The organism is Edaphobacter flagellatus (assembly GCF_025264665.1).
Lineage (GTDB): Bacteria > Acidobacteriota > Terriglobia > Terriglobales > Acidobacteriaceae > Edaphobacter > Edaphobacter flagellatus.
In genome coordinates this window covers 789,160-801,913 of record NZ_CP073697.1, presented here as the reverse complement: position 1 = coordinate 801,913, position 12,754 = coordinate 789,160, and the positions used below count along the sequence as shown (strand labels likewise).

15 protein-coding genes and 1 tRNA gene are annotated in these 12,754 nt (G+C 56.7%); 14 read left to right on the top strand and 2 right to left on the bottom strand.

The genetic code is table 11. The features are described from left to right. Positions 1–179 precede the first annotated feature (179 nt). A tRNA-Asp gene (locus tag KFE13_RS03215) sits at positions 180–256 on the top strand. A gap of 70 nt (positions 257–326) precedes the next feature. Here the strand turns inward: KFE13_RS03215 and KFE13_RS03210 are convergent. Both KFE13_RS03210 and KFE13_RS03205 read right to left on the bottom strand, forming a co-directional pair. After that, entirely contained in the window at positions 327–1,526 is a 1,200-nt protein-coding gene (locus KFE13_RS03210) for a tyrosine-type recombinase/integrase (protein WP_260705720.1), read from the bottom strand. Between the two features lie 82 nt (positions 1,527–1,608). Next, positions 1,609–1,857, bottom strand: coding sequence for a helix-turn-helix domain-containing protein (locus KFE13_RS03205; RefSeq protein ID WP_260705719.1), 249 nt, complete (start codon positions 1,855–1,857; stop codon positions 1,609–1,611). A gap of 276 nt (positions 1,858–2,133) precedes the next feature. Here KFE13_RS03205 and KFE13_RS03200 point away from each other — a divergent pair, with 276 nt between their 5' ends. The 13 genes from KFE13_RS03200 (at position 2,134) to KFE13_RS03140 (ending at position 12,728) form a co-directional block, all read left to right on the top strand. Then, entirely contained in the window at positions 2,134–3,090 is a 957-nt protein-coding gene (locus tag KFE13_RS03200) for a LysR family transcriptional regulator (protein ID WP_260705718.1), read from the top strand. Between the two features lie 118 nt (positions 3,091–3,208). Continuing rightward, positions 3,209–3,550, top strand: coding sequence for a hypothetical protein (locus tag KFE13_RS03195; RefSeq protein ID WP_260705717.1), 342 nt, complete (start codon positions 3,209–3,211; stop codon positions 3,548–3,550). Positions 3,551–3,565: 15 nt separating this feature from the next. Beyond that, the gene (locus tag KFE13_RS03190; RefSeq protein WP_260705716.1) at positions 3,566–3,829 is read left to right on the top strand and encodes a VirB3 family type IV secretion system protein; all 264 of its coding nucleotides are present in this window, start codon (positions 3,566–3,568) and stop codon (positions 3,827–3,829) included. After that, positions 3,810–6,179, top strand: coding sequence for a VirB4 family type IV secretion system protein (locus KFE13_RS03185; RefSeq protein ID WP_260705714.1), 2,370 nt, complete (start codon positions 3,810–3,812; stop codon positions 6,177–6,179). The genes KFE13_RS03190 and KFE13_RS03185 overlap by 20 nt, the downstream gene beginning before the upstream one ends. A gap of 24 nt (positions 6,180–6,203) precedes the next feature. Then, a complete protein-coding gene (locus KFE13_RS03180) occupies positions 6,204–7,040 on the top strand; it encodes a TrbG/VirB9 family P-type conjugative transfer protein (protein WP_260705713.1) in 837 nt (278 codons plus the stop codon). Positions 7,041–7,042: 2 nt separating this feature from the next. Continuing rightward, positions 7,043–8,311 carry a TrbI/VirB10 family protein gene (locus KFE13_RS03175; protein WP_260705712.1) on the top strand — a complete coding sequence of 423 codons (1,269 nt, stop codon included), beginning with the start codon at positions 7,043–7,045 and terminating at the stop codon, positions 8,309–8,311. Between the two features lie 29 nt (positions 8,312–8,340). Further along, on the top strand, positions 8,341–8,574 hold the full coding sequence (locus tag KFE13_RS03170) for a hypothetical protein (protein ID WP_260705711.1): 234 nt from the start codon (positions 8,341–8,343) through the stop codon (positions 8,572–8,574). Positions 8,575–8,579: 5 nt separating this feature from the next. Next, the gene (locus KFE13_RS03165; RefSeq protein WP_260705710.1) at positions 8,580–8,771 is read left to right on the top strand and encodes a hypothetical protein; all 192 of its coding nucleotides are present in this window, start codon (positions 8,580–8,582) and stop codon (positions 8,769–8,771) included. A 20-nt stretch (positions 8,772–8,791) separates the two neighbouring features. Beyond that, positions 8,792–9,577, top strand: a complete 786-nt coding sequence (locus tag KFE13_RS03160; RefSeq protein ID WP_260705708.1) for a hypothetical protein — start codon at positions 8,792–8,794, stop codon at positions 9,575–9,577. Positions 9,578–9,585: 8 nt separating this feature from the next. Beyond that, positions 9,586–9,855: a hypothetical protein gene (locus tag KFE13_RS03155; protein ID WP_260705707.1), complete on the top strand. Its 270-nt coding sequence runs from the start codon at positions 9,586–9,588 to the stop codon at positions 9,853–9,855. Positions 9,856–9,873: 18 nt separating this feature from the next. Beyond that, positions 9,874–10,788 carry a hypothetical protein gene (locus KFE13_RS03150; protein WP_390891611.1) on the top strand — a complete coding sequence of 305 codons (915 nt, stop codon included), beginning with the start codon at positions 9,874–9,876 and terminating at the stop codon, positions 10,786–10,788. Positions 10,789–10,968: 180 nt separating this feature from the next. Beyond that, positions 10,969–11,763, top strand: coding sequence for a VirB8/TrbF family protein (locus KFE13_RS03145; RefSeq protein ID WP_260705704.1), 795 nt, complete (start codon positions 10,969–10,971; stop codon positions 11,761–11,763). Next, on the top strand, positions 11,760–12,728 hold the full coding sequence (locus KFE13_RS03140; RefSeq protein ID WP_260705703.1) for a CpaF family protein: 969 nt from the start codon (positions 11,760–11,762) through the stop codon (positions 12,726–12,728). Before KFE13_RS03145 ends, KFE13_RS03140 begins: the two co-directional genes overlap by 4 nt. The last annotated feature ends 26 nt before the right edge of the window (positions 12,729–12,754 follow it).

Here is a 12,754-nt window from a genome sequence, read left to right as displayed (position 1 = left end):
ACACTAGGTTCATCGCTGGTTGAGGCGGTTTTGGTGTCCAGTTTGGTGTCCACTTGGTGTCCAAAAAGACCCGAAATCTGGTCCAAACCAGCGAAAAGGTAGAAACAGAGCGAAATTTGCGAAAGCTGCGAAATGCCTGATTCTATGTGACTTAATTCCATCTTGTTGAAAAACAAGCTGGGGACGTAGCTCAGTTGGTCAGAGCGCTGCCCTGTCACGGCAGAGGTCGCGGGTTCGAGCCCCGTCGTCCCCGCCATACAAAGCAAAGAACTTAGCTTCGTATGGGACCTCAAGTGACAAGTAAATCCGGGTCCAATAAGGGTCCATTACGCTCCAACCTGAGCTTTCTGGGGGTCCGTCTCACCCGCCTTCTGACCCACGCCGGGAATTATCATCCTTACAACCTTGCTTTGTGCGGCGCGCTTATTGGAACCCACTGCCTGGGTATACACATCCAGTGTGATCCTGCTGTTCGCGTGCCGTAAAAGCTCCTGTACCGTCTTCACATCTTCCCCGTTCGCCTTCAGCAACGTGCCGAAGGTATGGCGGAAGGTGTGCCAGCCGATGTTTTTGAAGATGCCGTTCGCCTTGGCGACCGGCTTGATGTACCGCTTCATCAGATTGTCCGGCCAGTAGGGTTGTTCCCCCTTCATGGTCGGGCTGGCAAAGACCCAATCCTCTTGCGTCGGATAGGGACTCTTCTTTCGCCACTGAAGCAGGTCTTCCGCCATGTACTCATCGAGTGGGACGGGCTTGGCAGAAGCTTCCGTTTTGCAATCCCCGATCTTCTGGTGCCAGATGGATCGGGTCACACGCAGCTCAAGACTGTCGAAGTCCACATCCGCCCACCGAATCCCTAACAGTTCGCTCACACGAAGTCCGGTGGCAGCAGCCAGCAGAACCAAGGTGCGTTCCCGTGTGTCGAGTTTGGTGAGAAGAAGCTGAAGTTCCCTGAGTTCGAGAACATCAGGAACGCGCTCTCGCTTCGCGCTCTGACGCACGAGCTTGATCGGATTCTTGTCCGTCCACTCGTACCGCATCGCGTGACTGAAAAGTGCGCTCATCAGATTCCGTAGCTTGGCTCGTGTTGCTTTGGCCCGCTTGATCCCTCGCAGCCACTCTTCGACTGCTACGGGTTTCACCTGGTCCATCTTGAGTCCACCCCAGCGGGGCAAGATCCAGTTCTCCAGATAACTTTGATAGGCAGCTCGTGTCGGAAACGATTTTTGGCTGTGGCTCTCTTCGTTCAATTCCTTGAGACGATAATGAGCCACCAAGTCCGCGATTGTCTCCGGCCCGCCCTCTATCTGCGGGGTTTGTGCGTTGGCGTCGATGCGCAACGCGCGAGCTGCTTTGAGGGCGATTGCTTCAGTCGGCAGCGTGTGGATATTTCCCACGATTGCTTTCCTTCGCTTATTCGTTCCATCAGAGCCAGGCTCCCACCAGCGAAAGACCCATACATCGGGTCCGTTCTGGCGCTTTTCGCGTTGCACGCTTCCATTCTGATACCGTGTCCGCCTAGACATTTTCTCTCCTGTCTTCGGCGCAACGGATGGCTGTTATTAGGCTACCGCTACGCTGGGCAAAGGTCGAGACATTCGTTCGGGATTAGCTGGCAAGCTGGCTCTGAATCCAGTCCTCAATCGTGGAGGCGCGGAAACGCCAGAGCTTCCCGACATGCACTCCACGCACTATTCCTTTGCGGGCTAGTTTCTGAAGTGTTTTCGGATGGACGTTCATGATCTTTGCTGCTTCATCGCTATCAAGCAGACGCTCTGGTATAAAGCCACCCGCAGAGGCGGGAGGCTTCTTGCCCGGAGGATTCTGGTCATCGACACCATACAGGTCTGAAGGCATGTACACCTCGCTTATGGGATATACCCGGCTTCAGAGTGCCGTTCGATTCCGTCGGAGTCCAATACTTCTCATAAATACCACTCAAAGTTTTGTGCATAGCTGGTTGGTCACGGTAGGAACCAATTGGTTTCTAGTTACCTCATCGCGTATCCAGAGACCTCAACGAAACTAATTGACGCATCTGGTTCCTGAAGCAACGATTAAGGTGCAACATCGACTCTCCTCCCCCGAGGGAGATGTAGAGTCTGACACCACCGCCAGCGGAGTATCGGGGCCATGTCAGATATCGTCGAGTTTCGCCATCTGGAGTATTTGGTTGCGATTGCTGAGCGTCGTAATTTCAGCAAGGCCGCCGAGCATGTTTTACGCTCACAACCCGCTATCAGTCACCAGATCAAAATGGTGGAGGCTGATATTGGATATCCCCTTCTGGTACGCGACGGACGCAATGGGGTTCATCCGACACCTGCTGGGGAGTTTGTGCTTGCATGGGCTAGAGTCATACTCCCACAAAAGAAGGAGACCTTCCGCATGGCGAAAGCCATACATGACGGAACGGTACCGCCTCTCCGTATGGGCTTCTCATCGTTCGTGAATAGCTTCCTGCTCGATAACTTTCGTCTCGTCTATCAGGGAATGTTTCCAGACTGCGAGATCCAGCTATCTGGCGCGGATACACAGCATGTTTTGGAGCGACTGGAAGCAGGAACACTCGACTGCGCTCTGCTTCCAATGCCTATCGACAGAGACCGTTGGGATGTTCGCGAAGTTGCTCATTCACCGTTGGTCATCTGCATGCGTTCGGACGATGCCCTCAGCACACAAGTGCAGGTAGACATTCGAGAGGTCGCCCAACGTCTGAAAGTCTTCCGTGATCCCGAGCTACATCCGGCTGCACATGCACGTCTTTCGGAGATGTTCTCCGAACTGGGTATCGACCTGCATCTCGCAAGTTCTGCTGCCACTCCGGCGGATATTCAAATGATGGTCAAGCAGGGCTACGGACTTGCTCTCATCGATCAGCTATGGCCACTTGATGCGGGACTCATAACGAGACCATTGGCGGGACTGAAATGGACGGCGGATTTTGCTTTCGTTACCGCAAGAGGACAGAAACATATGGCGTTGATGTTTATCGAGCGATACCTCGATGAGCACGGTCTGGGAGACCATCGGAAGCAGCCGCAACCCGCTGCGGTTCGCCATCCTAAACAGCTCACGCTCGTTGGTTGATCGCCTATCTATAAACAGAATCTTGGGTGCTATAGAAATTACGTCTTGGACTCAGCGAATCTCCTGGCCTTACCTTCCGTGACATGGCGGAGCAAAACCAGCCATCAGGAGATTGCCTATGTCACAGAACTCACATCCTCGTAACTGGCTCATTCAGGGGGTCCTCCACATTGGAAGGATGCTTCTGCCTGCGCTTTTCGCTCTTACATTCGCCGGAGTGGCCCACGCGCAAGGAACGATGGATTTCTCCGGCGCGATGACGTTGATGTCAACTTTCAAAACCTTCGCGATGTATGCGGGGGCTGTCATCTGCCTTGGCGGCCTGATTTTCGCGGGCATTCGTATGATGAGCGGTCGCTTCAGTGAGGCCGTTCCTGGACTCTTCGGCGCTCTATTTGGCGCTGGAGTTCTCGGCTGGGGAGCCGGTTGGATCGGGTCTCTTACTGGGCAGTCGATGTAGGAGGTGACATCGGCTATGACCAGGCGAGGAGAACCGCAGGCAATCAATCAGGCGCTGAACCGACCGAGAGCCAAACTTGGTCTCGATCTTACAGCATGGATGGCGATCTTATTCGTCTGTGCTGCGGTTTTCCTCGTTGGGTTTCGATTGCTGGCCATGCTCGCGTTTCCAACGCTTGCAGTCTGTGCATGGCTGGTCGTCCGTAAACACCCGAAGATGTTCCAACTGTGGGGCCTGAGCCTCACGCAGAAGAGCTACTATGACCCGCGCAAATACTGAGCAGATCAAATCCGTTCCGTGGTTCGCCAAGGCTGGCGCGGCGTGCAGTATCGTGCCGATTGCGCGGTTTGTGAATGAGCGTATCTTTGCGCTCAAGGGCGGAGGCTATGGATGCCTGTTCACGCTTACGGGCGTGGACGAAGAGAACATGACGGAGCAGGAGTTAGAGGCCCAGTGCCGCTTGCTCGAAGGCGCATTGCGCGGCCTGCCGGAAGGCTCGTGCCTGTATCAGTACACGCGCGTGCGGTCAGGATATGAACTGCCGCGCCAGAAGAAATATGCCAATCCCGTAACGCAGGTGTTCGTGGAAGATCGTCTCCGCTTCCTTGAAGCATCGGCTGGGTTTCGTCGCATTGATCTTCACTGGTGCCTAATCGTTGAGCCGGAGAAGCTGAAAACGTTCGAGCGTAAGCCACAGGAGAATGCCGCGTCCACAACGCGGATGTTGGCCGAACTGGAAAAGGCCGCATCATTGCTGGTCGGCAATCTTGGCAACACGCTTGGTCTTCAGTTGCTCGATAAGCAGAGTACGTTCCAGTTCTTCTCCTATCTCTTCAGCCTTGAGGACTCGGCAGAACAAGGACAGCTTCGAGGCGATTCCGGCGTGGACCGGCAGATCGTGCAAGCTCCCGTTGCATGGAAGGAAGATCACCTCCGCATTGGCAAGCGGTACGTGCAGATGTATTCGCTCAAGGCCACGCCGGAGGCATCGCGTCCTTGCCTCTTCGCGGACCTGGCCCGGCTTGATTGCGATAGCGTGCTGTGCTCAACCTGGCGGCCCAAGTCGGCAACCACGGTGCGCAAGGAGATCGACAACCAGGAGAAGTTCATCAGCTTCTTCAAGGTGGGCGTGCTCACGCGCGTGATGGCTGGACGTGATACAGACTCACTGGACGAGGGCGCGAGCGCACGCGCGGCCAACCTTCAGGTCGATGACCTCAGCGAAGTGGTTCGGTCCCTCGATAAGAAGGCGCAGGGGGAGTTCTCGCTACGGCTGCTGGTGGCAGCCCAGAGCGCCGACGCACTTCGCGGCTTAGCGCCAGCAGTGCATCGCGTGTTTGTGGAAGCGCGGACGCAGGTGATGGAAGAGACGCTCGGCAATCTGTCTGCCTTCTATGCAATGTTCCCCGGCAACGGCAAGTTCAACGTCTTCCCGTTGTGGCTGGCCGAAGACCACCATGCACGCTTGTCTTCGATCTATGTTCCGCATCTCGGCCATCCGTATTCGGATGACCTTGATTCGGAGTATCTAAACATCTTCGAGACACGCACGCGCACTCCGTACTTTCAGGATGCATACGTGGATGGAGTCCGCGTGCAGCTCATTCTCGGGCCTACCGGCAGCGGGAAATCGGTCTTAGGCAACGTCACCCTCGCGCACGAACAGAAGTATGGCGGCTTCGCCTACATCTTCGATATTGGCGGCAGCTATGAGAGCGTGGTCGAGCTATACGGTGGCCGGGTTGATCGTATCGGCAAAGACGGCCCGCGCGTGAACCCGTTTACGCTGGAGCCGACCGAGAGCAACATCCAATTCCTCTATTCGTTCGTGAAGCTTCTGCTCACGAACGGCGGCGCGGAACTGGAGCCCGAGGACGATGATGTCATCCACAAAGCCGTGCAGGATATGTACCTGCTCGACACAGCGAATCGCCGATTGTCGAATCTCTATCTGCCCAAGAAGCTCGACCGCTACCTCTCAAAATGGGTTGGGCGTGGTGTCTATAGCGCGATCTTCGACAACGTAGAGGACAGCTTGTCCCTGTCCCGTATCCAGTGCTTCGACTTCCAGGGCGTGAACAACGCGCAGTATGCCGACCTGATTGAGCCGCTGATGGTTTGGCTCTTGCGGCGCATCAACGATGTCCTGTTCAACCCGGCGAACCTCGGCGTACCCAAACACATATTGATTGAAGAGCTGTTCTCCAGCATGAAGAACAAACAGCTTCTTGATGCGGCGCTGTCGTCCATCAAGACGGTACGCAAGAACCTGGGCGGCGTCACCATGATCGGCCAGTTTGCCGCAGACCTGGGCGAGAACGCTGAGAGCATCGTGAACTCCTGCTCGTCGTTCCTCTTCCTTAAGGATGCGACCTTCAACCGCAAACGGTATGCGGAGCTGTTCAAGATGAACGAACAGCAGATAGCGCTCTTTGAGAGCTTGCAGGACCGGGAGGCACTCTACATGCGCCGCGACGGATTGAGCAAGGTGATTCGGCTGAATCTCGACAAACGGACCTACGCAGCGGTCTCGACGAAGCCAAAGGACCGCGTGCGCCGCGCCAAGCTGATCGAAAAGTACGGGCTTGCCGAGGGCATCGCCCGTTTCGCAGATGGCGAGAGTTTGTAACCACAACGAAAGGACGTGAACACCGTGAAGCCACTTATCCCCATTGTCATCGGCTATAGCCTTGCACTGGCGGCGTTGCCGCTCCGTGCATCGGCGGACCCTGCCAGCCATCCTCTTCAGCCCAGCGCACCGCGCACGGTGGCCGTCTCAGAAACGGAGACGCCGCCTGTCGTGAGAGCGGGCCTGTTGCAGTCCACGCTCATTGTCCTGCCCGATCAGGAGAAGGTGGCCAACGTTTATGCCGGGGATACCGTGGGATGGGTCTTCGATGCAGGCCATGTCGCTTCGCGCTTCATCAGCGTAAAACCGAAGATCGCTAACGCATCGACGGATGTTCACGTCGTCTCCGACCACGGCAACGAGTACACCTTGCAGTTGCGAGAAGTATCTGCCGATTCAGACGATCACTATGACTCCAAGGTTCTGATTGCTCCCAATGACAAGGCCGCCAAGGACCGTCTCACGCAGATGCCGGTCTTCGTGCCTGCCGCCGATCTGGAAAAGGCCAAGCAGGAGGCCACTGCCGCAAAGGCAGCGCAGGCCGCGGAGCTAAAGGCGGAACAAGCCAAGGAAGAGTCCTACCGCAGCCAGTACCCCGGCTCGCTTCACTTCGATTACGCCTGGGACGAGAAGAAGGGCAAAGACCTCGGCCTCCAGCAGATATGGCGCGACGACAAGTTCACCTACCTGCGTGGGCAGTTTCAGGAGACGCCTGCCCTTTACGAGGTGAAGGACAAGAAGCCGTCTCTCATCAACTTCGACTTTGCGAATGGCCTCTACACGGTGCCGAAGCAACTGGATAACGGCTACCTCGCCATCGGCAAGCAGAAGGTGGAGTTTCATCGGACAGGAGGCCGGTAGTCATGGCAGAGATGAATAACAACGTACCCGCCACCGTTCCCGAGCAGCCGGAAGCCAAGCCACCACTCAAGAGGAGTATGCCTGTCGTCATCACTCTGGTGGTAATCGTTGGAGTCGTTGGCATCGCCAACCTCTCCAGCCTTGTGAGCGGGAACAAGAAGACCGCGCAACAGAGCGCGTTGGCTATGCGGCCTTCCGCTCCGAACGCGCAACAGGTAAATAGCTTCACGGCGCAGCAACAATTGCAGGCCCAGCGCGATGCCGATGCTCTGCGGCATCAACAGGAGCTTGCCACTGCGATGCAGCAGTTGCAGGCATCGCAGGACATCCCTGGCCCGGAGAGTGATACCGCGCCACCGATGACCAAGGCGCAGCGGGACAGTATCTATGGCAACAGCGGCAATGCGCCGCAGCATACCTCGAATGTCTCCGAGGCACAGGCCGAAGCGAAACAGAAACGTCTTGCCGACGAGAAGCAGAAACAGGATGCCCTCAACAGCGATACCGTCGCGATTGACTTCTCCACCGCTGGTTCGACGCCTGCTCCTCAGGTCGTTCAGACAGCCGCTCAGAGCAAGAACGCCCTAGCGGATACCGATGCGGACAACGCCCATGCGCCGGTGCGGCAGGCTTCGCCTGCCGGCGACACCGCCGCCATGGACAAGTATAGTTTCGACTCCTACGACGGTCGCCTCTACCGGATCTTCGAAGGCATGGTGCTTGAGGGCGTCGTCACCAACCATATCGACGGCGGTTTCGCCGGTCCGATCATGGTGATGCTGACGACCGACTACTACTCGCACGACCACCAGCAGCTCCTTATGCCCCAAGGTACGCGGCTCATTGGCTCCGTGCAGAGCGTCGGCAATGCCCAGCAGCGGAAGATGTTTGTCAGCTTCCACCGCGCTGTGTGTCCCGACGGTTTCTCCATCGACTTCGACAAGTACCTCGGTCTTGATCCGATAGGAACCACCGGCCTTGCAACCAAGGTCGATCACGGCTATCTCATGGCCTTCGGTGCCGCAGCCGCCATCGGTGGACTGGGCGGCTTGGCGCAGATCGGCAATAACGACACGGTGTTCGATCCTTCGACGCAGATACGCAACGGCATCTCGTCGCAGACCTCGATGGAAGGCGAGCAGCTCTTGAATCACTTCCTCAACCGCCTCCCGGTCATCACCCTCAAGGAGGGCTCGCGGGCACGTGTGTATATCGGACGCGACCTGCTTGTGCCTTCCTATGCCGACCATCGCGTAGACCCAACAATGTAGTTATGCCTTCCCTAGGAAAGGACACAGCTATGTCGAACGGATACGTACATCTCTTCCGGAAAGCACGTGAGGCGAAGCATGGCGGAGAGCAGGCATGGGCCGTGCAGTCCACCGGCGAGAAGGTTGCTGTGGCCTTGGTCCTGAATCGAGCTGATTGGCTCCAGGCGATGGGCTACACCATCGCGGAAGCCATCGAGCGCAGCGGGATGGAGTGGGTTGGCTCAATTCCTCGTATCGCCCGGCAACTCGACGAGGAGAATTGATCGCCATGAAATCACATCGACTTCGTACCGTTCTGGTTTTTGCCGCCGTACTCGTCACGGCTGTCGTTGTGTCGCGTCCTGCGGTCTACACATGGCTTGCAACCACCTCCCTGCGAGCTATCGAGGAGGTGAACGAACTGACAACGCGCCCACTGGATAGACGCTTCACCCTCTATCCGTGCCCCAACACTATCTAGGCCATGACAGGAGGTGCCTTATGAAAATGGTCCTGACCAAACGCAGGAAATGGTTGCTCGGCGGCGCAGCGTTGCTGCTCACCGCCACGCCCAGCTTCGCACTCTTCGGGTTAGGCGATATCGTCTTTGATCCCACGAGTTACGCAAGCCTAGTATCGCAACTCACGACACTGCAAACGCAGTACACGATGCTCAAAAACAACGTTGAGCACTTCTCCCTTAAGTCGCAGTGGCGAACCACACTGCACGCTCTGGAGAACGTTAACGTTCGGAACCTCTTCGGAGAGACGAATGGGATGACGATGGCGCTGAATACCAACTCGCCGTCGGCCTCGAATACCGCATGGACGGCGGCCTCTGTACCGTTGTCGAGCACTACGAGCAGTTATCTCCAGACGCAATCAGTTGGCAGTCCGCAGCTCTCTCAACTCGCCATGATTGAAGCGTCCGATGCTGCGTCGCCGGACTGCATGACCGCAGTGGGCCAGTACCGTGCGGCGCGGACGACGAACGCCACAGCCAACAGCACACTTGCCGCCAACCAACTTGACGGCTCTACCGCAACAAATAGCGAGGTCCAGCAGTTAAACCTGTTGAACGCCGCTGAAGCCCAGAAGATGTCCGAGATGCAGTCGCAGGGCGCTCTCGCTACCTGCGTGGCCTCTCAGATGATGCTCACAAACATGCAGCAGCGTAACGCCGCTGCTGCAGACCTTAATACCGCTGCCTTTGTGCAGGCTCAGCGCGCCACCAACGATATGAGCGCAGCCAACGAAGGCAGCACCTGGCAGTCGTACCTTCCGTAGGAGCTGAGATGTTCAAACTGCTTCAGACGAAGTTGCTCGTTGCAATCCTTGCGGTGCTGGCGATCATTGCCAGCACCGAGATTTACCGCGCTCATGAGGCACACCGTGCCGCCGAAGCTGCGGCCAAGACGGCCACGCTGTTGAAGCAGCAACAGCGCGAGCGAGACGAACAGAAGAAGCAGGACGATGCCTTTCGGCAGAAGGTGGACAGCCTGAAGAAGCACCACAGCATGGCCGCTGGTAACGAAGGCAAGACCTGGCAGAACTATCTCCCGTAGAGGGGTGACCGTATGACGATGATGTTGCTGCAAACCATGCCGAGTACCAGTTCGGGAGTGGACTGGCTTTACCAGTTCACTAATAACCTCACCGATCTCACCACCCAGAACGGTAGTGCGTTGTCCCAGTTCGGTGCGGTGGAGTTGAGCTTCATCTCTCTCTTCACGCTGGTGAGCATGGTAGTGAACTGGAGCACGTCTGGCATGACACTGCGTTTCCATACGCATCCCGTGCGTGCTGGTGAGCTAGTGAACTTCATGACGAGGCTGATTATCTGCTCCTTGTTATTGAACTACTGGGTGAATCCACTTCCCGGCGCGAGCTTCGGCATCAACCACTTCTTCAGCTACATCGCACAGGCCATGGTCGCTGCCTTCGATCAGAACTCTTTGAATCAACTCCTGGCCGCGTTGAAAGAAGCTGGAATCAATACACCGACGCCGTCCATGATGCAGCTAACGCAGCAACTCTGCTATTTCATCGTTGAGGGACTGCTCGGAGTCGCCTCGGCCATTCTGTTCGTCATCAACTGCAGTTCGTTCATCTTCTACGGCATCACGGCCCTTTTTGGACCTGTCTTCATCCCGTTGCTGATGACGCAGACCTTCAGGGCTAAGTTCTTTCAATTTCTCGACGTGCTCATCAGCTTCGCGATGATTCGCGCTGTCGCAGCCGCGTTCATCTTCGTGTGGTCAGGATTCATGATTACGTTCTTGCAACGGACCTTCCACGGGGACTATTCCATAGGTATGTGGCTGGCGAATCTGATTCCGACCGCTATGGTCTTTATTGCGTTCGTCGTGAATATGCTCTTTATTCCGTCCATTACCCAGGCGATTTTTGGGGGAGCCGCCGGAATTACAGGTTCAGCCGTCAGTGTGGCCGGAAGGTCAGCGCTACTTCTTGCAGGTGGTAAGGGAGGAGCAAAGTGAGCGACTGGTGGTTCTATATGTGGTTGCGACGGGAGGGATATCGCATCGCTCTCCCATCGTGGATGGTGACTCTCACGAAGTGGTGCCTCGCGCTGCTTTTCCTCGTGGGGTTCATCTACGGATTCATCATCTTTCAGACCGTGCGTCAACAGGCACTTCACGAAAGGAGCAAGCCGTCCCATGTCCACACACAGCCCAGCCATTGAACAGCCGCTCACACCTCGGCAGGCCATACTGACCGATGAGGTCGGCAACGAGGTCTATTCGTCCCACTATGCCGAGCGGAAAGCCTACCGCATCATCATCGGTTGCGGTACGGTGTTGCTACTTGGCTCGATGGGTCTGAATTTCGCTTTGGCGCACCGCCCGGTCGCCAATCGCTATGTCCGCATCGACGAGATGGGCCGCGCCCAGGCCATTCAATACAGCGATTTGAGCTACAGTCCACGCGAAGGCGAGGTGCGCACCTATCTCACCGAATGGGCGAACTATCGCTACACCATCAGCCGTGACACGATTGCGAAGAAATATCCGCTCAACTACTACTTTCTGTCGCAGGCTTTGGCATCGCGTTTGATGGCCGATGATAACCAGAACCACCTCGCTTCGGAGGTGGTCTCCGGCCAGGTCGAATCGAGTGATGTGCAGGTGCGGGATGTGACCATCACGTCCATGTCGGAAGAGATGGTGCAGGGTGTGAAGATTGCGCGCGGCACGGCGTTGGTGACGCTCGACAAGGTGTACTCGCAACAGAACTCCCGCAATCCCCGCACCGAGCATTGGATGCTGTCCGTCACGTATTACCTCGACCCGAAGCAGGTCAACGACCAAGCGAAGATCTTCCCGCAGTATGAGTTCATCAACCCATTGGGTCTGACTGTCACGGAGTTCCATGAGAACCGTGTCTCGGTACAGCCAATGACTCCGGCAAAACCCATCGCATCAGTTCCGCCTAACACGGAGACAGTGCGATGAGCTCCGAGCTGATACTCCCGTTCTTTCCCGAAGAGCTTCGCGCTCTTCTGGTGGACCCGTCGATCTCAGACCTGATGATTAACGGGACAACGGGAGTGTTTGCGGATCGCGCAGGCGTGGTCGAGCACATTCCGCTCTCCACGCCATACACCAATGACCGCCTTACAGCGGCGATTGAGCGCGTTGCACGCCTGCTTGGACAAGACCTCAACGGTCAGAATCCTATCCTCAACACGCGCTTGCCAGATGGCTCGCGCGTGGCTGTCGTCGGACCTCCGTCTTCGATCAACGGACCTACACTCACAGTCCGCAAATTCAACCGCTGGTACACGAGCGATGAGCTGGTGCAGGCGGGCAGCTTTCCAGCCCACATTCGGGATGCTGTCGTAGCTCTCATTCAGCAGCGGAAGAACGGCATCATCAGCGGAGGAACTGGCTCGGGCAAGTCCACGCTCATGAAGGCTCTCCTTGACCATGTTCCCTTGCATGAACGACTGGTTGTGATCGAGCAACCTGCCGAATTGAAGATTGCGCATCCGAATGCCGTTCGCTGGGAGGCTGTCGCAGCGATCCCGGGGCAGGTTACCATCACCCCGAGTCAGCTTGTAGCTGCCGCATTGCGGCACCGCCCTGACCGCATCATCATGGGTGAAATCCGCGACGAATGCGGCTATGACTTGCTCCAGGCGATGAACACCGGCCACGGCGGAACACTGTCTACGTTGCACGCGGATTCCGCGCTCGATGCGCTCGACAGACTCGCGGATATGGCCCTGAGTGCCAGAACGAATTTGGACCAGGCATTTGTCCGGTCACAAACGGGCAAAGCCGTGGACTTTGTGCTGCATTGCGAGCGCGATGCACGGGGCCGCCGAAGAGTCCGGGAGCTGATTACCGTCTCCGGCTATAGCCATGCGGAACAGTCGTTCAATACCGAGGAGGTCTATCGTGCCTCCGACGCCTGATATCGGCGCATCCAGCTAAACGAATC